The organism is Asaia spathodeae NBRC 105894, from assembly GCF_025994195.1.
GTDB lineage: Bacteria > Pseudomonadota > Alphaproteobacteria > Acetobacterales > Acetobacteraceae > Asaia > Asaia siamensis.
The window spans coordinates 54,037-77,747 of the sequence record NZ_BAPY01000001.1; the positions used below are offsets into that span (position 1 = coordinate 54,037).

At 59.6% G+C, this 23,711-nt stretch carries 22 protein-coding genes; 11 read left to right on the forward strand and 11 right to left on the reverse strand.

All coding sequences use genetic code 11. The features are described 5' to 3' along the window. Positions 1 to 22: 22 nt before the first annotated feature. Together trpE and AA105894_RS00250 are read right to left on the reverse strand one after the other, a co-directional pair. Positions 23 to 1,495, reverse strand: coding sequence for an anthranilate synthase component I (gene trpE / locus AA105894_RS00245; RefSeq protein ID WP_267309997.1), 1,473 nt, complete (start codon positions 1,493 to 1,495; stop codon positions 23 to 25). Beyond that, complete coding sequence (locus AA105894_RS00250; protein WP_267309998.1) at positions 1,492 to 3,411, reverse strand: peptidylprolyl isomerase; 1,920 nt, start codon at positions 3,409 to 3,411, stop codon at positions 1,492 to 1,494. Before AA105894_RS00250 ends, trpE begins: the two co-directional genes overlap by 4 nt. Before the next feature lie 236 nt (positions 3,412 to 3,647). Between AA105894_RS00250 and tpiA the strand changes: the two genes are divergently transcribed. The 5 genes from tpiA (at position 3,648) to AA105894_RS00275 (ending at position 7,817) form a co-directional block, all read left to right on the forward strand. Continuing rightward, the gene (gene tpiA, locus AA105894_RS00255) at positions 3,648 to 4,397 is read left to right on the forward strand and encodes a triose-phosphate isomerase (RefSeq protein ID WP_267309999.1); all 750 of its coding nucleotides are present in this window, start codon (positions 3,648 to 3,650) and stop codon (positions 4,395 to 4,397) included. A gap of 34 nt (positions 4,398 to 4,431) precedes the next feature. Beyond that, on the forward strand, positions 4,432 to 4,806 hold the full coding sequence (gene secG / locus AA105894_RS00260) for a preprotein translocase subunit SecG (protein WP_267310000.1): 375 nt from the start codon (positions 4,432 to 4,434) through the stop codon (positions 4,804 to 4,806). 92 nt (positions 4,807 to 4,898) lie between these two features. Then, positions 4,899 to 6,530 carry a CTP synthase gene (locus AA105894_RS00265; protein ID WP_267310001.1) on the forward strand — a complete coding sequence of 544 codons (1,632 nt, stop codon included), beginning with the start codon at positions 4,899 to 4,901 and terminating at the stop codon, positions 6,528 to 6,530. Continuing rightward, the gene (gene kdsA / locus AA105894_RS00270) at positions 6,527 to 7,354 is read left to right on the forward strand and encodes a 3-deoxy-8-phosphooctulonate synthase (protein ID WP_267310002.1); all 828 of its coding nucleotides are present in this window, start codon (positions 6,527 to 6,529) and stop codon (positions 7,352 to 7,354) included. Before AA105894_RS00265 ends, kdsA begins: the two co-directional genes overlap by 4 nt. Beyond that, entirely contained in the window at positions 7,344 to 7,817 is a 474-nt protein-coding gene (locus AA105894_RS00275; protein ID WP_267310003.1) for an OsmC family protein, read from the forward strand. Before kdsA ends, AA105894_RS00275 begins: the two co-directional genes overlap by 11 nt. On the opposite strand, the gene AA105894_RS00280 is transcribed toward AA105894_RS00275, so the two are convergent. Further along, entirely contained in the window at positions 7,805 to 8,293 is a 489-nt protein-coding gene (locus tag AA105894_RS00280; protein WP_188426351.1) for a DUF3429 domain-containing protein, read from the reverse strand. The genes AA105894_RS00275 and AA105894_RS00280 overlap by 13 nt on opposite strands. A gap of 100 nt (positions 8,294 to 8,393) precedes the next feature. Here AA105894_RS00280 and eno point away from each other — a divergent pair, with 100 nt between their 5' ends. Beyond that, positions 8,394 to 9,674 (forward strand): phosphopyruvate hydratase, encoded by a 1,281-nt coding sequence (eno, locus tag AA105894_RS00285; RefSeq protein ID WP_023977385.1) that lies wholly within the window; start codon positions 8,394 to 8,396, stop codon positions 9,672 to 9,674. A 112-nt stretch (positions 9,675 to 9,786) separates the two neighbouring features. Then, a complete protein-coding gene (locus AA105894_RS00290; protein WP_188426350.1) occupies positions 9,787 to 10,116 on the forward strand; it encodes an FtsB family cell division protein in 330 nt (109 codons plus the stop codon). A 122-nt stretch (positions 10,117 to 10,238) separates the two neighbouring features. Here AA105894_RS00290 and rpmG read toward each other — a convergent pair whose 3' ends face one another. Further along, on the reverse strand, positions 10,239 to 10,406 hold the full coding sequence (rpmG, locus tag AA105894_RS00295; RefSeq protein ID WP_188426349.1) for a 50S ribosomal protein L33: 168 nt from the start codon (positions 10,404 to 10,406) through the stop codon (positions 10,239 to 10,241). 235 nt (positions 10,407 to 10,641) lie between these two features. On the opposite strand from rpmG, the gene lexA reads away from it, so the two are divergent. Beyond that, complete coding sequence (gene lexA, locus AA105894_RS00300; RefSeq protein ID WP_267310004.1) at positions 10,642 to 11,358, forward strand: transcriptional repressor LexA; 717 nt, start codon at positions 10,642 to 10,644, stop codon at positions 11,356 to 11,358. Positions 11,359 to 11,400: 42 nt separating this feature from the next. Here the strand turns inward: lexA and AA105894_RS00305 are convergent, their stop codons facing one another. After that, positions 11,401 to 12,792: an aminotransferase-like domain-containing protein gene (locus AA105894_RS00305; protein ID WP_267310005.1), complete on the reverse strand. Its 1,392-nt coding sequence runs from the start codon at positions 12,790 to 12,792 to the stop codon at positions 11,401 to 11,403. A gap of 148 nt (positions 12,793 to 12,940) precedes the next feature. Here AA105894_RS00305 and AA105894_RS00310 point away from each other — a divergent pair, with 148 nt between their 5' ends. Beyond that, entirely contained in the window at positions 12,941 to 13,798 is an 858-nt protein-coding gene (locus AA105894_RS00310) for a DMT family transporter (RefSeq protein WP_267310006.1), read from the forward strand. A gap of 47 nt (positions 13,799 to 13,845) precedes the next feature. Here the strand turns inward: AA105894_RS00310 and AA105894_RS00315 are convergent, their stop codons facing one another. The 4 genes from AA105894_RS00315 to AA105894_RS00330 form a co-directional block, all read right to left on the reverse strand. After that, on the reverse strand, positions 13,846 to 14,295 hold the full coding sequence (locus tag AA105894_RS00315; protein ID WP_267310007.1) for a hypothetical protein: 450 nt from the start codon (positions 14,293 to 14,295) through the stop codon (positions 13,846 to 13,848). Positions 14,296 to 15,454: 1,159 nt separating this feature from the next. Then, positions 15,455 to 16,060, reverse strand: coding sequence for a CDP-diacylglycerol--glycerol-3-phosphate 3-phosphatidyltransferase (gene pgsA / locus AA105894_RS00320; protein WP_267310008.1), 606 nt, complete (start codon positions 16,058 to 16,060; stop codon positions 15,455 to 15,457). Positions 16,061 to 16,172: 112 nt separating this feature from the next. Next, positions 16,173 to 18,068 carry an excinuclease ABC subunit UvrC gene (gene uvrC, locus AA105894_RS00325; protein WP_267310009.1) on the reverse strand — a complete coding sequence of 632 codons (1,896 nt, stop codon included), beginning with the start codon at positions 18,066 to 18,068 and terminating at the stop codon, positions 16,173 to 16,175. Between the two features lie 297 nt (positions 18,069 to 18,365). Then, a complete protein-coding gene (locus tag AA105894_RS00330; RefSeq protein WP_267310010.1) occupies positions 18,366 to 19,355 on the reverse strand; it encodes a dipeptidase in 990 nt (329 codons plus the stop codon). Positions 19,356 to 19,433: 78 nt separating this feature from the next. Between AA105894_RS00330 and AA105894_RS00335 the strand changes: the two genes are divergently transcribed. Further along, on the forward strand, positions 19,434 to 20,237 hold the full coding sequence (locus tag AA105894_RS00335; protein WP_267310011.1) for an exodeoxyribonuclease III: 804 nt from the start codon (positions 19,434 to 19,436) through the stop codon (positions 20,235 to 20,237). 160 nt (positions 20,238 to 20,397) lie between these two features. Here the strand turns inward: AA105894_RS00335 and AA105894_RS00340 are convergent, their stop codons facing one another. Next, complete coding sequence (locus AA105894_RS00340; RefSeq protein WP_267310012.1) at positions 20,398 to 21,117, reverse strand: response regulator transcription factor; 720 nt, start codon at positions 21,115 to 21,117, stop codon at positions 20,398 to 20,400. Between the two features lie 205 nt (positions 21,118 to 21,322). Between AA105894_RS00340 and AA105894_RS00345 the strand changes: the two genes are divergently transcribed. Continuing rightward, positions 21,323 to 21,826 (forward strand): L,D-transpeptidase family protein, encoded by a 504-nt coding sequence (locus tag AA105894_RS00345; RefSeq protein ID WP_267310013.1) that lies wholly within the window; start codon positions 21,323 to 21,325, stop codon positions 21,824 to 21,826. 39 nt (positions 21,827 to 21,865) lie between these two features. Here AA105894_RS00345 and AA105894_RS00350 read toward each other — a convergent pair whose 3' ends face one another. Continuing rightward, the gene (locus AA105894_RS00350) at positions 21,866 to 23,701 is read right to left on the reverse strand and encodes a cation:proton antiporter (RefSeq protein ID WP_267310014.1); all 1,836 of its coding nucleotides are present in this window, start codon (positions 23,699 to 23,701) and stop codon (positions 21,866 to 21,868) included. Positions 23,702 to 23,711: the final 10 nt, after the last annotated feature.

The following is a 23,711-nucleotide window of genomic DNA, read 5'->3' on the forward strand; positions in this document are numbered from 1 at the left end:
CTCGGGTGAAGGTCAAATTCGGTTACATTCCAGCGCTGTCGCTGGCCTGCTGAACCGCGAGTTCGGCGGCACGGAAAATGGCGCGCGACTTGTGACGCGTCTCCATTTCCTCACTGGCCGGATCGCTATCGGCAACGACACCGCAACCAGCCTGCACATACATCCGACCCTTGTTCAGAATCGCCATACGCAGCCCGATACAGGTGTCCATGTCGCCATCGGCCCCGATATAGCCGATGCATCCGGAATAGGGCCCACGACGGGTCACTTCCAGTTCGTCGATGATCTCCATCGCCCTGATTTTCGGTGCGCCCGTCAGGGTTCCGGCAGGAAATGCCGCAGAAAGCGCGTCAAGCGCGTCGCATTCCGGCCTGATGACACCCTGAACAGTCGATGAGATATGCATCACATGGCTGTAGCGTTCGACCACGAAAGAAGACGGAACGGTCACGGAGCCCATGCGGGCAACACGGCCCACATCGTTGCGCCCCAGATCGATCAGCATCAGATGCTCGGCCCGCTCCTTCTGATCCGCCAGCAATTCCGCCTCAAGACGCTCATCAGCCTCACGGTCAACGCCACGCGGACGCGTTCCCGCCAGCGGACGCACGGTGACAGCCCCTTCGCGCAGACGCACGAGAATCTCGGGGGACGAACCCACAAGCGAGAAGCCATCCATCTCGACCAGAAACAGAAACGGCGCCGGATTGACCCGACGCAGGGAGCGGTAAAGCGCCAGAGCCGGGAGGGGAAACGCCGTCTCGAAACGCTGACTGGGCACAATCTGGAAGGCATCGCCCGCAGCAATATAGTCCTGCGCCTTGCGTACCTTCGCCATGAACGCTTCCGCCGAGACGGTCGAGACTGGCGCGGCGAGCTCGGTGCCCTTGGCAAGCGTACAGGCCGCATCGAGCGACGCCTCGACCAGCGCTGTGCGGGCACGATCGAGCAGCGCCTGCGCAGCGTCGCGCGACAACCCGCCTTCTCGCATCGGCACAGCAAGATAAAGCTCGTCACGCACCGAGTCGAAAACTGCAAACAGGCCCGGACGCATCATCACGCCGTCGGGCAGATGCAGATCATCCGGTGGCGCGTCAGGCAGAACCTCCATCTGGCGCACCATGTCATAGCCGAGATAGCCGAAAACCCCGCCGATCATTGTCGGCAGCCCCTCAGGCAATTCTGCCCGGCTCTCTTCAACAAGCTTGCGCAGCGAAACGAGAGGCTTGTCGGCACTTTCCTCAAAGACAGAGCCCGGCTCGAACGGCGCAGCATTGACTGAAGCCACACCGTGAGCACAGCGCCAGACCAGATCGGGCAGCATGGCGATGACCGAATAACGCCCTCTTGTTGCCCCGCCCTCGACGCTCTCGAAGAGCAGACGATAGGGACGCCCCTCTCCTGATTGAGGCACGAGCGAAGAGAGCTTCATGAACGCCGAGACCGGCGTCAGCAGATCGGCAGCCTCAATGCTGTAGAGGAACTCCGCTGTCATTGCTGACCTGCCACACTGCTCATGACCTGCTGGAGCACAGGCATGTTCGGCACCGGCTTGAATTCGCTCTCGAGGCTATGCACGAAAACGGTCGGAACATCGCCCTGGATCGTCTGTTCAAGCTGCCCCTGCATGTTCTCACGCAGTGCCTTGGTGCTTTCCGGGCTCGCGGCTTCCGTGCCGGTAACCGTGAAGACATAGAGCGCGTCGCCGACGGCGATCATGCCGGTCTTTCCCGGTTTGGTCGCAAAAATCTCCGAAAGGAGTGCGGAAGGCAGGCCGCCATTCTGCATTCTCGAAATCGGCAGATCCTTCTGCATGGCAGCGGCGTCGGTCGTGCCTGCCACGGCCTTTTCGAGACCGCCGGACTTGCGGGCGGCAAGCATGATCGTAGTCGCGCGCTCATCAGCCAGACGCATCTGCTGCGCCTTGAGCCAGTCATGACCAACCTGCTCGCGCACGCTTTCATAGGGCTTCACATGGCCGGGTTCGATCGAGTCAACGAGCACGGCAAAGCCGCTATTGGCCGGACCATTGATCAGGGTCGGCTTCTCACCCTGCTTTTGCGAAAAGATGCGTGCGATGATTGCCTTGCGTGTCGCGTCGTCACCCGGCAGAGGCGCCACTTCGCCATCCTTGGTCAGACCCTGCGCATCGAGCGAACCCTGAGCAGGGACAGCCCCCAGATCGGTTGGCACCTGCTCGAGATCGGCGCTGCCTGCAATCGCATCCTGCAACGAGGCGAAACGCTGAGCAAGGAGCTGAGGCGCCTGTGAGCGGGCGACCTCATCGCGGATTTCAGCTTTCGCCTGATCGAAATCTGTCTTGTGCGGCGGCGTGATGGCCGTCACGCGAAACACGACCCAGCCCGTCGGCGTCTGGATTGGCCCGATGACCGAATTGGCAGCGGATGCAAAAGCTGCCTTTGCCAGTTCGGGGCTGGGAATGTCGATCTCGCGTGCATGCGGGAAAGCGACAGAAGCGGCAGACGGGTTGGCCTTCTGAATGGCCTCCCAGTCGGCATTCGCCTTCCAGGTGGTCGCCAGCGCCTCGGCGGCATCGCGGCTCTGAACGGTCAGAACCTCGATATCACGGGTCTCGGGTACGTTGTATTTCGCGCTCTCGAAATCATAGATCTGGCGAAGCTGTGCGTCCGGCACGGTGAGGCCACGCGCCACGCTCTCTGCCGAAAGCAGAACAATCTTGGCGTGGCGATATTCGGCAGAGCGGTATTGCGCCTGATGATTGTCGTAGAAACGACGCAGCTGGGCCTCTTCAGGCGCTGTCGGAACTGTCACGCCATCGCTGTCTATGCGCAGCAGATCCGTCCTGAACTGACGCGTGTTATAGGCAAGCAGCTGGTCGAGCACCGAAGCGGGCACGACCATCGTCTTGCCGAGGCCTTCCAGCAGGTCACGCGCGCCGAGATCATCACGCACCGAGTCGAGGAAAGGCTTTTCCTGCAACCCGAGCTGCCGGAGCTTGGCATCGAAAATCTTGCGGTCGAAACGACCATCCGTTCCCTGAAAAACCCGGTAGCCGAAGATCTCGTTCCGCACGAGCGCATCGGGAACCTTCATTCCATTGCGATCAGCCAGAGCCAGAACTTCTTTCTGCGCCAGAAGACGCTGCAACACACCTTGCGCCACTTCACGGCGCATGGCGGGCGTCAGCTGAGACGGATCGGTCAGCCCCATCTGCTGGGCAACGGCTGGCAGCTGGTTGCGAATGCTTCGTTCGAGTTCTTCTGCGCTGATCCTGCGTGTTGCGACCGTCACAACACTGTCGACCTGGGCCTGATTATATTTGCCCAGCATGTCGCCCACACCCCATCCCACAAAGGCGAGAAAAATGAGGAGAGCGATGAGCCGCCCGATCCAGGAGTCGACAACAAAATGCCGCAAAGTCGAAATCATACGCGCTTGAGATCCGCAATTCGCCAGGGATTGAAGCACAGGACCATAGTAGCAGACGCCCATCTTGACCAGTCTGCGCCCCTGATCACAGGCCGCCGCCTCCTTTCTGAGCTACAAGGATCACAAAAGTTGTGACACAACTGACAGGAAGATGATGCGTATTAGGGCGTTATCCCCTGTCCTGCTCACAAAGACCCGAGCTATGCAGGTCCATCGCCGGATATGGAGAGACGATCATGCGCCAGATGATTATCGGCAACTGGAAGATGCACGGCCTGCGCAAGGCGGGCACCGATCTCGCGAGCGCGATCACGACAGAAATCGGCACGATCCTCAAGGAACGCGACGTTGTTCTGGCCCCTCCCTTCACCCTTCTCCACCACCTTTTTCCCCTGCTTAGCGAGCATGGCGTGGGGCTCGGCGCACAGGATTGCCACGCCGAAATCGAGGGTGCCTATACAGGCGATATTTCCGCCGGGATGCTGGCCGATAGTGGTGTGAGCCATGTGATCCTCGGGCATTCGGAGCGGCGTGAGCACCATCACGAATATAACGCTCTCATAAAACGCAAGGTCATGCGTGCCCGGGAATTCGGCCTGTGCCCCGTTGTGTGCGTCGGTGAGAGCGGGCGCCAGAAGGAAGAAAACCTTGCTGAAGAATGGCTCGGGAAACAGATTACCGAATGCCTGCCGCCCGATTTCGACGGGATCGTCGCCTATGAGCCGATCTGGGCCATCGGCACCGGGAAGGCCGCAACGCAGCAGGACATCGAATCGCGCCTGACCTTCCTGCATGACGCGCTCGCGCGCCATCTGGAAACGGATGACAAATCGATGCGTGTCCTGTATGGCGGCTCAGTCAAGCCCGAAGATGCCGCGTCCATCCTCGCTGTTCCCGGTGTGGGGGGCGTGCTCGTCGGCGGGGCCAGCCTGTCTGCCAGATCCTTTCTCGGCATCGCACGGGCTGGACTTTCGCTGGCGTCCTGACGGCATATTTATCGTGTTTACCTGAAAGCCGGACATGACCACGCTTCTGCTCGTTCTCAATTTCTTCGTGACCATTGCTCTTATCGGCGTCATCCTCATCCAGCGGAGTGAAGGTGGCGGTCTTGGCATTGGCAGCAGCCAGGGAATGGGTTCGTTCATGACCGGTCGCGGCACGGCCAACCTGCTGACGCGCACCACAGCCGTTCTGGCTGGCGTCTTCATGGTGCTCTGCCTGCTTCTCGCCGTTCTCAACCGCGGCGCCTCGACCAATGCCGGCAGCGACATTCTGGCCCAGCCCGCCCCGGCGCCGGCCAGCTCCGCCCCGCAGACCGCCGCACCCGCAACACCGGCAGCCCCCGCTCCGGCGACCAGCCCGGCAACCGCTCCGGCCGCGCCGACGAAGCAGTGAGGCAACAGGGCGTAAAATTTCTGCCGTCAGAAGCGCTCTGACGGCAATCTTCTCGTTCCCTATCAACGCGATCCAATGTAGGAGAGCCTTCCATGACTCGGTTCGTATTTATCACCGGTGGCGTGGTTTCCTCTCTCGGCAAGGGCATAGCTTCTGCTGCCCTTGCGGCTCTCCTCCAGGCGCGCGGCTACAAGGTCCGCATGCGCAAGCTGGACCCCTATCTCAATGTCGATCCGGGGACGATGAGCCCCTATCAGCATGGCGAAGTCTTCGTGACCGATGACGGAGCCGAGACCGATCTCGACCTCGGCCATTACGAGCGCTTTACGGGAGTTCATGCCCGCAAAGCCGACAATGCGACGACTGGCCGCATCTATTCGGAAGTGATCGCCCGTGAGCGTCGTGGCGATTATCTCGGCGCGACCGTGCAGGTCATTCCCCATATCACCGATGCCATCAAGGAAGCCGTCGTTGCCGGCACCGATGGCTATGATTTCGTGCTTGTCGAGATTGGCGGTACGGTAGGCGATATCGAGAGCCTGCCCTTCCTCGAATCGATCCGTCAGCTGCGCAACGATCTGGGCCACAGCCAGACCATGTGCGTGCATCTCACGCTGTTGCCCTACATCCCGGCAGCAGGCGAGCTGAAGACCAAGCCCACACAGCACTCCGTCAAGGAACTGCAGAATGTCGGCATTCAGCCGCAGATGCTCATCTGCCGTTCGGATCGCGCCATTCCAACGAATGAGCGCCGCAAGATCGCGAGCTTCTGCAATGTGCGCCCCGAGGCCGTCATCGCGGCTCTCGATGTCGACACCATCTATGCCTGCCCGATTTCCTATCACAAGGAAGGCATGGACGATGAAGTGCTGCGCTATTTCGGCCTGCCCGTTGAAGGCGAGCCCGATCTGAGCCGCTGGACGAAAATTGTCGAGACACTGCGCCACCCCGACGGCGAAGTGCGCATTGCCGTTGTCGGTAAATATACCGCCCTGCTCGACAGCTACAAATCGCTCATCGAAGCCCTGCTTCATGGCGGTATTGCCAACCGGGTGAAGGTCCGCCTCGAATGGGTGGAATCCGAAACCTTCGAAAAGAACCCCGACTCCATTGCCGCGCTGGGTCGCGTCGACGGCATTCTTGTTCCGGGCGGCTTTGGCGAGCGTGGATCAGAGGGCAAGATCGAAGCGGTGCGCTATGCCCGTGAAAATGGTGTTCCGTTCCTGGGCATCTGCTTCGGCATGCAGATGGCCGTCATCGAATGCGCGCGCTCACTGGCTGGTCTGGAAAAGGCCTCTTCGACCGAGTTCGGCCCAACTGACGAGCCGCTTGTCGGCCTCATGACCGAATGGGCACGCGGCAACGAAATGCTGCGCCGCCGTGAACATGGCGAGATGGGCGGCACGATGCGTCTTGGCGCCTACCCGGCCAAGCTGAAGCAGGGCTCACGCGCTGCCGAAATCTATGGCACGACCGAAGTGCGCGAGCGTCATCGTCACCGTTATGAGGTGAACGTGCATTACCGCCAGCAGCTTGAGGCGACAGGTCTCGTCTTCTCCGGCATGTCGCCAGACGACGTGCTGCCGGAAGTGGTGGAATATCCTGACCACCCCTGGTTCGTTGGCGTGCAGTATCACCCCGAATACATGTCCAAACCCTTTGCACCGCATCCGCTCTTTGCGGGCTTCATTGAAGCTGCGGTCAAGAAGGCACGCCTCGCATGACCGATATCACCCTCGGCTCGCTGACCATCGGCAATCGCCAGCCCTTCACCCTTATCGCTGGTCCCTGCCAGATCGAATCCCGTGCGCATGCGCGGGAGATGGCAGCAGGGCTTGCCGAAATCTGCGGCGGGCTCGGTATTGGCTGGATCTACAAAAGCTCGTTCGACAAGGCCAATCGCACCTCACTCAAAGCCGAGCGTGGCATCGGCCTTGCCGAAGGGCTCGACATTCTGGCTGGCATCCGTGAGGAATTCGGCTGTCCGGTTCTGACCGACGTTCATGACGCCGCACAGTGCAAGCCTGCCGCAGAAGCGGTCGACGTGCTGCAGATCCCGGCCTTTCTGTGCCGTCAGACCGATCTGCTTCTGGCTGCCGGGGAAACAGGACGCGCGATCAACGTCAAGAAAGGGCAGTTCCTTGCGCCCTGGGATATGGCGAATGTTGCTGCCAAGATCGCCTCGACCGGCAATGACCGGATCATGCTATGCGACCGCGGCACGAGCTTCGGTTACAACACGCTGGTGAGCGACATGCGCGGCCTGCCGATCATGGCAGAAACCGGCTATCCGGTCGTGTTCGACGCCACGCATTCCGTACAGCAGCCGGGCGGGCTCGGTGGCTCTTCCGGTGGCCAGCGTCAGTTCGTTCCGACCCTTGCGCGGGCTGCCGTGGCCATTGGCGTTGCAGCGGTTTTCATCGAAACGCATGAAGACCCGGACAACGCGCCGAGCGACGGCCCCAACATGGTGCCGCTTTCCGAGATGCGTGGTCTTCTCTCCACCCTGCAGGCCTTCGACAAGCTTTCCAAGTCCAATGGGTTCTAAGCGACACGTCTATTCGGTCGATACCGAATGGACAGGCAATCACGGGCTAGGCACGCAATCCTGGCATGTCTATGGCCGAAATCATGATATTTCGGCTGAGGGCAAACCCGTCATCCATGGATCGGCTGATCCCAGTTTCCATGGAGACCCCACAGGGTGGAATCCGGGCGAGTTGCTGCTTGCCTCGCTAAGCGCCTGCCACAAGCTCTGGTATCTCGGCCTTTGCGCTGGTGCCGGGATTGTCGTCACCGGCTATCACGACTCAGCCGAGGCGGTGATGATGGAAAACCCGCAAGGCGATGGCGAATTTGAAAGCGCGACGCTGCGTCCCGTCATCACCCTTGCCAGCGGCAGTTCTATGGCACGTGCGCAGGCCCTTCATGATCAGGCCCACGCGCATTGCTTCATCGCTCGATCGGTCAATTTCCCGGTGATCTGCGAGCCGGTCTTTCAGATCGTATAGGGCTGCAACGGCGCACTCAGGCACGCGGCAAGGCAAAGCACCACAACAGCCGTCAGAAGGGCGCGGAACGGGAAATACCCGGCAGGCAGTGCGCCCTTGCGATAGGCAGCGCGCTCTGCCAGCAGGACCAGAATAAACCCGATCATTTCCATCAGAATACCGCCACGCGGTGCCCAGACTACACCTGCATAAATGGCGACCCAGCTCCACAGGGCAGGCAATACCCCGAAAAACAGGCGCCTCCGGTTGATCGGGCCCAAGCCCTGCGCAGGCATGATGGCGGGCTGTTCGAGAGCGAGCCCCCAATGCACGGCCCCAAGAAAGGAGAGAATGCAGCCTCCATAGGCAAGCATGGCTACGCCGATATGGCTGATCGGCCCGAGACTACCCCAGAACAGAGCAGCCATGGCGAGGCATAGAAACGGCACGAGACCGGCTATGCCGAGAAAAATGACGAGCGGTGACAGGGGTCTCACGGAATATCCATCCTCATTTCACATAACGCCAGTTGACAGCGCCGGTGTCTCGACGCCTTGTGATGCCCGAAGTTCGAACGTTCAAACAGGGAGCCCCCAAATGAGCGCCATTATTGATATCATTGCCCGCGAGATTCTGGATAGCCGCGGCAACCCGACTGTAGAAGTCGAGGTCGAACTGTCCTCCGGCGCCAAGGGCCGTGCAGCCGTTCCGTCAGGCGCCTCCACCGGCGCCCATGAAGCTGTCGAGCTGCGTGACGGCGACAAGTCGCGCTACGGCGGCAAGGGCGTTCTGAAGGCTGCCGCTTTCGCTGAAGGCGAAATTCTCGATGCGCTGCAGGGCGCCGAATCGTCTGATCAGATCGCGATCGACGAAGCCATGATCGAGCTGGACGGCACGCCCAACAAGGCACGCCTCGGTGCAAACTCCATTCTCGCCGTGTCGCTCGCGACCGCCAAGGCGACTGCGCTCGAACTCGACATTCCGCTCTATCGCTATGTCGGTGGCGTCTTCGCGCACACCCTGCCCGTGCCGATGATGAACATTGTCAATGGCGGTCAGCACGCCGACAACCCCATCGACATCCAGGAATTCATGATCCAGCCGGTCGGCGCACCGACGATCATGGATGCCGTGCGTATGGGTTCGGAAATCTTCGCCCATCTCAAGAAGAACCTGCATGCAGCCGGCCACAACACCAATGTCGGCGATGAAGGCGGTTTCGCACCGGGCCTAAAATCGGCAGACGAAGCGCTTGGCTTCATCTCGAAGTCGGTTGAAGGCGCTGGTTACCGCCTTGGCGAAGACGTGACCTTTGCGCTCGATTGTGCTGCCACCGAATTCTATCGCGATGGCCGCTACAAGATGGACGGCGAAGGCCGCGACCTCGACTCCTCGGGCATGATCGACTACCTGGCCGATCTCGCTGCACGCTACCCGATCGTCTCGATCGAAGACGGTCTGGCAGAAGATGACTGGGAAGGCTGGGCAGAACTGACTGCAAAGCTTGGTCACAAGCTGCAGCTCGTCGGCGACGATCTGTTCGTGACCAACACGGAGCGTCTGGTGCGTGGCATCGAAAGCAACACGGCCAATGCGCTGCTCGTGAAGGTCAACCAGATCGGCACGCTGACCGAAACGCTCCGCGCCATGGAAACCGCACATCGCGCCGGCTATAAGTGCGTCATGAGCCATCGTTCGGGTGAAACCGAAGATTCGATCATTGCTGATCTCGCAGTCGCCACGAATTGCGGTCAGATCAAGACAGGCTCGCTGTCGCGTTCCGATCGTACGGCAAAGTACAACCAGCTTATCCGTATCGAAAACGAACTGGCTACCGCAGCCCGTTACGCAGGCCGCTCGATCCTTCCGCGCGCCTGATTTTAATGAAGGGGAGCGAATTTCGCTCCCTTTCCCAAATCCCCGATTGTAAGCGGCGCAGCCCTCAGGGTAGGGTATCTCCCAACAGCCCGCTTGCAACCGTGGAGTTTCCGTGCAGATCGTTCGTGCCATCCGCCGCGTCGTGCGCGCCGTTGTACCCCCTGCCCTGTTTCTCGGGCTGACGGCCTATTTCGGATGGAACGCCCTACAGGGCGATCACGGTCTCAAGGCCTATCACCAGCAGCTCAAGCTTATGGATCAGGCTATTCAGGCCCAGAAAGATGCTGACGACGAGCAAGCTGTCTGGAAGCGCCGCATCACCAGCCTCAACGAACGCGCCCTCGATGCCGATATGCTCGATGAACGCTCGCGAGCCATGCTGAACCTCGCCCGCACCGGCGATACCGTAATTCCCTACGGTCCGCACGAGAAGCTTTACTGACTTTCTGAAGCAGCAGCTTTGCCCAGGAAAACCAGCGCTATCCTGACGGGCTTATCCAGAAAAGCAGGCATAAAAAAAGCGGCTCTAAAGCCGCTTTTTCCATTTATCGCTGATGCCTGATCTTACTTGATCTTGGCTTCGCGGAACGCAACGTGCTTGCGGACGACGGGGTCGTACTTGCGCACTTCCATCTTGCCGGTAGCCGAACGGGCGTTCTTCTTGGTGACGTAGAAATATCCGGTCTCTGCGGTCGAGACGAGACGGATCTGAATGACGTTGGTCTTTGCCATGGGGTCCTCGCAAACTGATCTGTCGCTGCGCGCGACATGAACGGCAGCGTTTTCAAGCTGGGGCCTAAATGCGTGGATTACGCGCGCAGGTCAAGTGTTTCCGGTAAAACGGTGGATTAATTTTGATGTGCCGGGGAAAAAATCTTGAAGAGATCGAAGCGAGAACTTAATAAGAACATAGTGATTCCGGGCTGACGCGGTCTTAGGCCGCCCCAACCCTGGAGAGAGGAACCCCATGCTCACGCGCAAGCAACACCAGCTCCTGCTTTTTATCGACTCCTATCTGAAGCGGACCGGGTTTTCTCCCTCTTTCGACGAAATGAAGGAAGCGCTTGATCTGCGCTCGAAATCGGGAATTCATCGACTGATTTCAGCCCTTGAAGAGCGTGGTTTTCTTCGTCGTCATCATCACCGCGCCCGCGCGCTTGAGATTGTGCGCCTCCCGGTCACAGAGGCCTCGACCACACCGGTCATTCAGGCTCCGGCCTCTGAGAGCGGCAGCTTCCCCCGCCTTGCCCATAGTCAGGAACGGGCTGTTTCCGCTTCCGTCGAAGCCAGCCAGACGCCCGTTGTCGGCGTACCGCTCTATGGCCGCATTGCTGCGGGCCTTCCGATCGAGGCCTTCCGTGATTCGGGCGAACAGATCGACATTCCGGCGGGCCAGCTGACCAATGGGCAGCATTACGCGCTTCACGTATCCGGCGATTCCATGATCGATGCCGGCATCCTAGATGGCGATACGGTGATCATTCGTCAGGGTGAGACAGCAGAAAACGGACAGATCGTGGTGGCACTGGTCGATGACCAGGAGGTCACGCTCAAGCGCCTGCGTCAGAAGGGCAAGTCTATCGCCCTTGAGCCTGCAAACACTAATTATGAGACCCAGATCTTCCCGCAGAATCGCGTGCGTATCCAGGGCGTGCTGATCGGATTGTATCGTCAGTACAACTGAGGCGGAACGCTTGTTGGCTGCAGGCTGTCCGTCAGCGAACGCCTAGCCTGACGAGGCGCTGCGTCCCAGCAGAACTGCCAGTTGGCCGATGATATTGTTCTCGGCCATTTGAGCGACGTTGAAGCGCATGAATCGGGATGTCTCGCCAGAGACGCTGAAGACTGCCCCCGGGGCGAGCACAATCCCCTCTTCCAGGGCGTTTCGCGCCAGATCTGTAACATCGCAGCCAGCAGGCATCTCACACCAGAGACTGAAGCCCCCTTCAGGCATGATGACAGGTTTGATCCCGAGTGATCCCAGCTGCGCAGCCCCCTCCTTGCGCGCCTGAGCCAGACGACAATGAAGCGCCTCCATGTGACGGCGATAGGAGCCGCCAGTCAGGACGTGTTTCACGATCTCCGCTGCAACAGGGCTGACACCGGCGAAGCCAGTTGCAATCAGCAGATCTCCGAGCCTCTCGATCATCTCTGAAGAGGCGGCGATGTAGCCACAGCGTAGTGAGGCAGAGAGGGTCTTCGAGAAAGAGCCGATCCGGATGACACGGTTAAGCCCGTCTAAAGGGGCAAGGCTCGCAAAGGGGCGTGGCGCAAAATCGGCGAAGATGTCGTCTTCGATTATCGTGACGCCATGCGCCTTGGCCAATGAGAGTATCTCATGCGCCTTGTGCAGCGTGATCGTGCAGCCCACCGGGTTCTGTAATCCGGAATTGGTCAGGTAGAGCCTCGGCGCTTCCTGCCTCAGCAATCTGGCAAAAGCATCAAGGTCAGGGCCATCTGCAAGGCAGGGAACGCCTATCACCCTTACGCGATGCACAGCCAGAAGCGCCCGGAAATTGAAGTAGCAGGGATCATCGACCAGAACCGTATCGCCGGGGCTGAGCATCAGACGGCAGACCAGATCGACCGCCTGCGTGCCGGAACTCGTCAGCAGGATCTGCTCTGGTGCCACATGCAGCTGATCTTCAGCCCAGCGTCGCGTCAGCAACTGGCGCAAGGACAACGAGCCTCTGGCGGGCCCATAGCCGGTCAGCAATACGCCCTCCTCTCGCGACATCGCGCGAAGCGCATGGCGAAGAGCGGGTAGTGGCATCCAGGATTCTGGCAACCAGCCGCATCCGGGCTGCATGATCGAAGGATCGGCTTCAAGGGCCTGACGCGACACCCAGAACGGATCCACCGCGTGATCGCGTTTCGTGTTCGGAGCGGCACCCGCGAGCGTGCCGCCCGCGACAAAATAGCCTGACCCGGGTCGCGCATGAATCATCCCTTCCGCAACGAGGCGGTCATAGGCCTCGGCGATGGTCGAAGGAGAAAAGCCATGCTGACTGGCGAGCCGACGTATCGAGGGCAAGCGCTCACCTCGCGCCAGACTGCCTGAGGCGATACGTGTGCGCACAGCGGCAATGACCGTCTCGGTCCGGTTTTTTTCGCGCATGGGAGCCCGCAAACTGTATGGCTACTGAATGCCGTACAGTTTTGCCCAACTGTGCTGAACTGTCCATGGTCTGCCGAACAGGACGGCATCAGAGTGACCGCTCGGAAGAGGGCGTGAATCGCCCGTCAGGTACAGGCGGAAAAGACCCATGAAACAATCGAGCGGCTATGTTAGTGGTATGATCGGCATAGCGATCTTCAGCGGCTCGCTACCGGCAACGAGGCTTGCAGAGACTGGCTTCCCACCCCTGTTTCTGACCGCGGCACGTGCTGTCATCGCCGCCCTGCTCGCCATCGCTCTTCTCACCGTATTCCGGCAGAAAAAGCCGGAGCGCGATGCATTGCTGCCTCTCGCGATCGTCGCCCTAGGCGTGGTCATCGGCTATCCCCTGCTCTCAGCCTGTGCCTTGCAGCATATCGAGGCCGTGAGATCTGCCATGTGGACAGGGCTTTTGCCTCTGAGCACGGCGGTGTTTGCGGTTCTGCGCAATGGCGAGCATCCCTCGCTCCGATTTTGGATCTTCTCGCTCTGCGGCGCTGCCGCTGTGCTGTTCTACGCGCTGACCCAGACCCATGGCGGATCGCTTATCGGCGACGGATTGATGCTGACTTCGATCCTCGTCTGTGGGCTTGGCTATGCTGAAGGCGCCGCCTTGTCGCGCCGACTGGGTGGCTGGCAGGTGATCTCCTGGGCGCTGATCCTTGCCCTGCCGCTTATGAGCGTGCTGGCACTCGCCAACCATCCCGTCAACTGGGGTCAGATCTCCCCCTCAGCCTGGGTGTCACTGTTCTATGTTGCCCTTTTCAGCATGATGCTGGGCTTTGTGTTCTGGTATCATGGCCTGGCTCAGGGTGGCATCGCCCGTATCGGGCAGTTGCAGCTCCTGCAGCCTTTCGGCGGGCTGGCACTGTCAGCACTCGTTTTGCATGAGGTCATTCCCCCCCTGCTGGTCGGGGTTACATGCCTTGTTCTGTTCTGTGTCTTTGGCGCGAGACGCGCCGCCTGAAAACGGAGGGGGCGTCGTCCGGCGGACGCGCCCCCTCCTTCCCGATTTCAATGAGTTGCCGGCTTGTCTTTCGTCACACGCACTGTCCCATCAGGGTCGATCTGTGTGCTGGTGCCATCACCATTGGGGATGATGATCGTACCGCTTCGACTGGGCGAAATATATTTATGGGCGTTATCTTCAACAGAAGACGAAAGCGACGGACGAGCCGCCCCACGCACGCCGTTGACCACGCCGTCATGCTCGCCGATGGCAAGCGATCCGCCATCGCCGAGCTGGGTTCCGCTTGCGTCCAGACCTTTCGTCATTGAGCCGAAATAACTGTTCGTGTCAGACATCGCATCGCGCAACCCGTTGGGTGAGCCTTCGACATCACGCAGAGTGGGCAGAGGCTGAGGCGCGCCCGGCCAGATATTGCCACTCTCCGGCAGGATCGGCATGGCGATATAGGCGTGGCCCTTCACTTTCTCCAGATTTTCCGACTGGCCTTCAGGCATATTCGGATTGGCTCCAGGAAGGGTCGCCGTATCCTGAATAGATTTCCCAAAACCGGAACAGCCACTCAAAAAAAGAGGGATCGCTAAAAGAGCGGCCTTTCGCATCATTTACTCCAGAGATGTCTGCCCTGCTCTTTTAAGCGTTAAGATCGTCCAACGCCAGATACAGAACATGTATAGACCGGAATACTTGCCTGCCTGCTTCAAAGCCTTGCAATTCTCTCATCTTGAGTTTGTATCTGCGTGAAATCCGTCAGGCGAAATCCGTCAGAAACGGAGGTTGCTCAATGAAACGGAAGCTGTCGCAGTGTGCGCATGGGTTGACTAACCTCCGGATCTATCGCCTCAGGCGTAACTCAACTGCGCCAAACTGCTCCCCTGCCCCGATCGCCCGGAACTTGTCACCTTTGAGCCGTCAGGCCAGAGAGCGCATGAGGCTGCGTAACAACGCCATGAACACAGGCGCCCTCGAGACCCAAACACATGTAACAAGCCAAAGTATTGATAGCCGTTGATTGAGTAAATTTCCTCAATCCGGCTGGTCGGGGATATGGGCGGCGTTTTGTGCCGGACCAAGCAACACATACGGATCTCACTGAGAAAACCGGCGTTTCACAGCAACGGGCGGGCTCTCCCGCTGGTAGGTTTTTATCGTGCAGCAAAGACCGATGCGCCATCTCGCTTTCCATGCGCCTATTCGTGCCTGCAGGCTCTCCAAACGACGTTGAGAGGCCAGAAGCGCCGAGCAACTGCACGCGCCATATCTGCCGAGACGCCGGTGGTCGACATCAATTAAGGCGGGGTCTGACGCGCTCTTCCCTGCACCGAGCAAGAAACGTGCTCTACTCGCTATCAGCGGGGTGTTTCCCATTTGAACGACGCCGTCAGGCGACCATAAACTCCCACAAATGTGCCTCAACTACCGCCAAGGCGAGTGTCGACGCATATGGCCCTTCAGGCAGAGCCACCTACTTTATTGGACAGGACGTAGGTCGCGCCGCAGATCAGCAACACAGGAAAAGCCGCTCAGCATGGCATAGGACATGCTGGCAGGCCCCTGAGATTTCGCTCATCCAAGGCAAGGTCAGCAGATAGAAAACCACGGTGCTTGGCCGGGACGCAAAGGCCTGCCGAACCCCTCTTTCCCCAGCTCAACAGCTCAATGACTGACCTTGGCAGAAGCGCCATCGGGACGGTTCCCCATCATACGAGACAGCCCCGTCACAAGGTAGCCCCAGCCACTCAGGACGGTCGGGATCACCGAGAACCACAACAGGACGGCGCCGAGGGTGGAGAATGAGATGCCACCTAGCCCGATCAGGCGCGGCATGGCATCGCCGGCCAACAGGCAGCCGATTGCCACCATCTGGATGCCGGTCTTCCACTTGGCCAGACGCGTCGAAGGCAGGGTCGCGCGCTGACTGGCCATGAACTCGCGCAAGCCGCTGACCATGATCTCACGTATCAGAATGATGATCGCTGCAAAAAGCGCCCCGTCTACCAGCCGCCCATAGCCCGCCAGGGCGAGCAGCAGGGCACCAACGAGCAGCTTGTCGGCGATGGGGTCCATCATCCGCCCCAGCTCCGATCCCTGTTTCCAGCGCCGCGCCAGCATGCCATCGAGATAGTCGGTAATGCAGGCCGCGATATACACTATGCAGGCAAGTCCATCCATCACCGGACTTGCGAAAGCAATCAGGGCAATCAGCACCGGTATCGACGCGATACGCAGCAAGGTCAGGATATTGGGCAGATCTGTCAGCATTAATCGTTCCTGAAGCCGCTGTAGAAGCCGCTGGGGGCGTTGCAGAGCCTCGAAATGGGAATCATGCCCCATGATAGGATGGTGTTACCGCACCATCATAGTCACTCTGGCTTCATTGCGGATGAAAAAACGCATAAATCGTGCGCGCGGTTTCGGAATTGATGCCCGCCACCGAGATCAGTTCCTCCTCGCTCGCACCACGCACACCACGCACCGAGCCAAAGCGATTCAGGAGAGCGCGTTTCCTGACCGCACCAATTCCGGGCACGCTGTCGAGCTCGGAAGTCTTGATGGCCTTGCTTCGCCCTGCCCGATGGGTCGTGATTGCAAAGCGATGCGCCTCGTCGCGGAGCCGTTGCAGGTAATACAGCACCGGGTCGTTGGGCGGCAGCTGGAATGGCGCACGTCCCTCCTGAAAGAACCACTCACGCCCTGCATCGCGATCCGGGCCCTTGGCAATGGCCACGATCGGAATATCACGGACATTGAGCTCTTCCAGCACGGCTCTGACTGCGTTGAACTGGCCGAGACCACCATCGATCAGAAGCAAATCGGGCCAGTCCTGCGGACGCTCATCCGGGGTATCGGGATCCCGCTTGCCGAATCGCCGCTCCATGACCTCTCGCATCATGCCGAAATCGTCGCCGGGCGTAACAGGGCCCTTGATGGCGAATTTGCGATAGGCGCGCTTGGTGAAGCCTTCCGGCCCTGCCACCACCATGACGCCATAAGCGTGCTGTCCCATGATATGCGAGTTGTCGTAAGTCTCGATACGCTCAGGAGGGGCCTCAAGCCCGAAGACAGATGCCACGCCGTCAAGCAGCTTGCTGACCCCGGCACTCTCTGCAAGACGGCGCTCGAGCGCCTCACGCGCATTGGTCTCGGCATGGCGCACGACATCGCGGCGTTCACCACGCTGTGGTTGCAGCAACTCGACCTTTCGGCCCCGCCTGAGGCTGAGCGCCTCTGAGACCAGGTCGAGCTCGGCGGGATCGCAATTGAGCAGGATCTGCGGCGGTGGCGGCTTGTCGTCGTAGAATTGCAAAAGAAACGCACTGAGAATATCAGCTGCCTGATCGTCATCAGCATGTTCGGGATAAAAGGCCCGGTTGCCATTGTTGCGGCTGTTACGAATAAAAAAGACCTGAAGACAGGTCTTTCCTGCCTGCTGCCACAAGGCAATGATATCAGCGTCGCCGATAGAAGCCGGATTGATGATCCCGGATTCCTGCATACTGGAGAAACCGCGTATCCGGTCTCGTATCGCCGCGGCCCGTTCGAATTCGAGCGCTTCCGAGGCCTTCTCCATTTCCTCGACGAGCGCCTTCTGAACATCCGTGCTCTTGCCGGAGAGAAACTGCTTCGTCTCCTCGACCAGTTCGCCGTACTCCCCGGGGGTCACCCGGTCGACACAGGGCGCCGAGCAGCGTCGGATCTGGAACAGCAGGCAAGGGCGCGTACGCGTCGAAAGCACTGAATCGCTGCACGAACGCAGCAGAAAGCTGCGTTGGATGAGATTGAGCGTCTGATTGACCGCCCAGGCCGACGCAAAAGGTCCCCAATAGGTGGCATCCTTGATCGGTCTGCCACGCTGCTTGGTAATCTGCGGAAACTCATGACCCTCGGTGAGCATGATCCATGGATAGGATTTGTCGTCCCGCAACAGGATATTGAAGCGCGGCTTCATCTTCTTGATGTAATTGGCCTCGAGGAGCAACGCCTCGGCCTCTGTGCGTGTCGTCACAATCTCCATGGAGCATGTGAGGCTGACCATGCGGCGCAGGCGCTCCGGCAGCTGGTTCAGACGCAGATAGGATGACACGCGCTTCTTGAGACTGAGGGCCTTGCCGACATAGAGCACCTCCCCCTTGGCGCCGAGCATACGATAGACGCCCGGCGACAATGGAATGGTCTTCAGCGCCTCGCGAATGGCGTCTGGGCCCTGTCTGGGGCCACTCTGGTCAGAGAGGCCCGCGCCAATATCACCCGCTTCGTTCGCGTTGCTCATGGATGCGAGCCCGATGCCATGATGGCGCCAACTTCATCCACGGAACATGTGGATAAGTCTGTGGGGGATCGCGTGACAAATTGATGACGGGCGCAGTTTGGCGCGCTTTGCGACGCTTTGCCTAATTTTTGGGCATCGAATGGTAAGGCACTGAAAATTAACAATTTTGCCAATCCGTATGGAAGAAACCGCGTCAAGACCTTGGAATCACAGGGTGTCAATACCGGAACGGGCCGGAAAGTGGACAAATTTTGCATCCCGCCACACAGAACGATCCTGTTTTGTTCGAAGTTCCGTTCAGCGTGCCTCCGCCTGCTCAAGCACGCGCAGAAAATTGCCTCCCCAGATGGCCGCAAGCTCGCTTTCAGCGAACCCCTCCCGGCGCAGCGCCTCCGTGACCGACGCGGTCTGCGATGCATCCGCCCAGCCCTCGATCTGCCCCCCACCGTCGAAATCGGAAGACACGCCCACATGAGCTACGCCGATCAGATCGGCCACGTAGCGCACATGACGGGCGAGATCCGCCACATTGGCCCTGCCCTGCGCGCTGGGCTTGAGGAAAGACGACATGGCCGTGATCTGGATTACGCCTCCCGCATCACGAAGACTGAGCAGCTGTTCGTCATCCAGATTCCGCGGATGATCGCACAGGGCGCGTGCGCAGGAATGGCTGGCGACGATCGGCCGCGAAGACAGGGCAACCGCCTGCATCATGGTGGTTCTCGCTGCGTGGGAAACATCGACCACGATGCCCGTCTCATTCATGCGCGCAATGACGGCCCGCCCCAGCGACGAGAGCCCGCCATGCAGAGCACGATCATTGCCAAGCGCAGGAAGAGGAATCGCGGCATCGGCCAGATCGTTATGGCCATTATGGGTCAGGGTCATGTATCGCACGCCATAAGCGGCCAGTCGGTCGACACGGGAAAGATCGCCCCCCAGCGCATGACCGTTTTCGACAGCGGGTATGACTGCCACGCGCCCTGAAGCCACCGCCTCACGCACTGCCTTGACTGACGCGCAGACAGACACAGCCTCACTGCCAAGGCCATTGATCACCTCAAGCATCGCCTGAACACGCTCCCAGGCCTGCTGGCGCGGCGCGTCTTCAAGACGGGTCTGGGGAATATAGGCGGCAAGGCAGACTGCCTTGAGGCCACCAGCACGAAGTTTGGGCAAATCGACCTGGCGGTCGGCTGAGCCGGTTTCGAAATCGTTCCGGTCGGGCCAGGGGATATCGATATGGGAGTCGAGTGTCAGAAGCTGGTCATGAATATCGCGTGTCATGATTGCTTAAATGGTCTGTTGCAACGCCCCCGCAAGGGGTATTCCTCCTCCTCCTGCCAATTTGAAAGGCCCTGTCCCATGCGACTGATGACGTGGAATATCAATTCGTTGCGGTTGAGACTGCCTTTGCTCCAGCGCCTGGCAGAAGAACAGCGCCCGGACATCATCTGCCTGCAGGAAACGAAAGTGCCGGACGCCCTGTTTCCTGCCGAGGCGCTGCGCGAAATGGGCTATCCACACCAGCATTTCCTCGGGATGAAGGGCTATAACGGGGTTGCCATTCTCTCACGTCACGCCATGACCCCGCTTGAGGCCGTGCCCGACTGGTGCGGCAAAAGCGACACGCGCCATGCCGGCATTCTGTTCGAGACCAGCACAGGGCCAGTCATCCTGCATGATTTCTACGTCCCTGCCGGAGGCGACATTCCCGACCCGGCCGTAAACGACAAATTCGCTCACAAACTGGCTTTTCTCGAGGAAGTAACCTGTTGGTTCAAAGAGAACACGCCGGTGCGTTCGATCGTGGTCGGCGACCTGAACATCGCTCCGCTGGAACATGACGTCTGGAGCCATAAACAGCTTGCCACGGTCGTCAGTCACACCCCGCCAGAGATCGAAAGGCTGAAAGCCTGGCAGGATACCGGCTTCGTGGATGCCATGCGGCTGGTCGTACCAGCGCAGGAAAAGCTCTATACGTGGTGGTCTTACCGTAATCGCGACTGGAACCTCTCCAATCGTGGCCGCCGCCTCGACCATGTCTGGCTGACACAGGATCTGGCGCCCGCCCTGAAGGGAATGGAAGTACTCAGGGACGTGCGCGACTGGGCGAGCCCATCGGACCACGTGCCCGTAATGGTCGATCTCGATCTGACCTTCGCCTGAGGTGTGCTGCCCCTCGCCGAGGATCAATATCCGGTCGATAAAGGGCATCATGCCCCCGACATGGTGACGCCAAACAGACAAACCCGCTAAAGGCCCTGATGTGAAAAAACCCGACTCCTTGCGGAGCCGGGTTTTCCATCAGTCAGTCCTGGCTGGTTTCTCAGCTCATCAGGGCGTCGCTGCCTTCAGGATTGAGGCGATAACCGCCCCCTTCCGTCAGAAGCAGGGAGGCATTTGCCGGATCGGGCTCGATCTTCTGGCGCAAACGATAGATATGCGTCTCGAGCGTATGCGTCGTGACAGCGGCGTTATAGCCCCAGACTTCGTTCAGCAGCACCTGACGCGCAATCGGGCGATGCCCGGCGCGATAGAGATATTTCAGGATTGCCGCTTCCTTTTCCGTCAGGCGGATGCGGCGGTTCTTCGCCGGCTCCTGCAGGATCTTGGAAGAAGGACGGAACAGATACGGCCCGATCGGAAAGACAGCATCTTCGCTGTTTTCAAACAGACGCAGCTGGGCACGCAGACGGGCCAGAAGCTCGGCGATGCGGAACGGCTTGGCGACATAGTCGTTCGCCCCGGCATCCAGCCCTCGCACCACGTCGGCTTCGTCATCCGATCCGGTCAGGATGATGATGGGCATGCGTATACCCTGACGACGCAGCTCGGCGCAGAAATCGCGACCATCGCCGTCGGGCAGGGTAACGTCGAGAAGAATGGCATCGACACGCACATCGGTAACGCCGAGCTTCTCTTTCGCTTCGGCAACGGAGGCAGCCTGAATGGGCTCGAACTCACCCTCGAGCTTGAGTTGTTCGACCAGCAGTTGGCGAAGCGTATCATCATCGTCAACAATCAGGACAGGACGCGGACCAGGCATGTATAACCTTCTCTCACCATCTTTGGGGTAACACCCCTGAGCCAAGACCACACCCTTCAATAGTGAAGAAAGGGCCTTGTTTTACCCGTGAGACTTACACGGATATCGTGACAACGCCAATGCGACTGATGCCAATCCACTGATGGATACCGGCGTTTAGACGTAATTTACCCTTAAATTAATGTTCAGGCGTGAGGTTTGTGACATGCTCGTCATATTAAGACATGGTGAAGGGCGCACCGGGACACTTTTCGTCAATAATCACCCCCTTCCAGCCCTGATTGGGGCCGGCGGGATCCGATCGGACAAGTCAGAAGGCGACCAGGCCACCCCCACCGGGTTTCTTCCGTTCCGTCAGGTTTTCTATCGCGCCGATCGTGTTGTGCGCCCTCAAACACGCCTCCGCATTGAAGCGCTCAGCCCTGATGATGGCTGGTGCGACGACCCCGATCATCGCGATTACAACAGGCACATCTCATTGCCGCATGAGGGCAGGCATGAGCGACTTTGGCGCGAGGACCACTGCTACGACCTCTGTGTCGTCCTCGGCTGGAACGATGATCCGGTCGTGCGCAATCGTGGCTCTGCCATTTTTCTCCATATGCCGCCAGAGAGCGGCGTTACGGAAGGCTGCATCGCGCTGAAAGAGGCCCTGCTCCGCGAGCTGATTGCTTCAGGTGCGACAGGCATAGAGGTGCAGGCGGGCTGAAAGCCCGTTGACAGGGCACTCGGCGCCAAACCAGGCCCCTCAGCGGCGCTCGCCTTCCGCACTCGCCTCATCCACGGATTCGACGGGCGGCGCCATATAGACCAGCAGATCGCCAAGCGCAGGAGTTACGGGAAACTGATCTTCTGCCGACCGGATGGAGATGGATTGCCCACGCCGGATCGACAGGAAATCGAGGCGGTTCGGCACCGATCCAAAGGAGGCGGCACTGGCTTCATCTGCCATTGCAGTAGCGAAGCGCCAGCCTTTTTCGAAAAGCATGTCGATAAGTGTGAAGTTCCAGGACGGATCGCCAAGCAGCTTGCCACGCGCATCGCGCGAGAGACCGTGATAGAAATCGAGCCGTGCTACACCGGGGCTGATCTGGAAAACACGCTGGCGCCCCATGTGAGGCGCCATATGGGCGCAAACAAGGCCGTTATAGATAGCATCAGCCGTCGTCGAGATGAGATAATCGGCTGGGCGCTCTTCCAGCGCCTCTTCACCATATTGAGAAAGCAGCTCCGCCCGCAGGACCGGCACCCCCTGACGCATGGCCGGGATAAGCGTGTTAGACCGGTTATCGACCAGCAGGATGGGAATGCCCGAGGCACTCAGGCATTTGGCAAAATCGATCGACCAGGAAGACGCCCCGACAATGGCCAGGGCTGGCTCATTGGAAAGCGTCAGCTTGAGCCAGCGCGCGATGGGGCGCAGCGAGAACCCGTGAAAGATCATCGTGCCGCCAATAATGGCGAAGACGGCAGGCATGATCAGATCGGCACTGTGATAGCCCGCATCGGTCATGCGATAGCCGGCGGCACCCGCTACGGCGGCGGCGACGATACCGCGAGGAGCGATCCAGGCGACAAACAGACGCTCCTGCCATTTCAGGCCGGTGCCAATGGTCGACAGGAAAATCGCCAATGGCCGCACGCCGAACATGACAGCCGCAGTCAGCAGGCATATCGGCAGTGAGAGATGGGCCAGCACTTCGCGATGCAGGTCAGCCGTCAGCATGATGAACAGGACAGCGACCACGAGGACGACGAGCGATTCCTTCATGCGGCGCAGCTCGGAAAGACCCGGGACATGCAGATTGGTCAGGGCCATGCCGAACACGGTGGCACCGACAAGCCCGGCACCTTCCATGCTCATATTGCACACGCTGAAAATGAGCAGAGCCAGCGTCAGCAGCAAAGGCGTCTTGAGCGGCTCGGGCATGAGATCGCGCACGAACAGATAGCGCACGAGATAGGCCGGAAGAATACCCACCGCCAGAGACTCTGCGGTCGACGCCAGCAGATCGGGCAATACCGTTGTCAGAAACACGTCCGTGCCAATAGGCACGCGGGTCGCCACCACCTGAAGCACCACAGCGGCCAGAATGGCGCCTATCGGATCGTTGATGATCGCTTCCCAGCGCAGGAAGGCCGCGACACGCGGCTGCAGCTTGTTATGGCGCAGCAGAGGAAGCACGACGGTCGGGCCGGTCACGGTGATAATCGCACCGAAAAGCGCGGCCACGCCCCATTCCATATGAGCGATATAATGGGCTGCCGCCCAGCCAAGCCCCCAGGAAATGGGCAGGGCCAGCATGGTGAGGCGCGTCACCCCCTCGCCGGCTTCGCGCAACTGTCGAAAATCGAGAAGCAATCCGCCTTCGAACACGATGATCGCGACCAGAAGCGAGACAAGCGGGCGAAAGATCCAGCCCAGCGCGGCAGACGGATGCAAAATGCCAAGGCCAGGTCCGAAGATCAGGCCAAGGGCAAATAACAGAACGATGGCAGGAAGACGAAAACGCCAAGCAACCCATTGCGCGCCGATGCCCGCCCCAAGGGTGAGCAGCAGCCCGATAAATATTGTCAGCGCCATAACTCTGCCC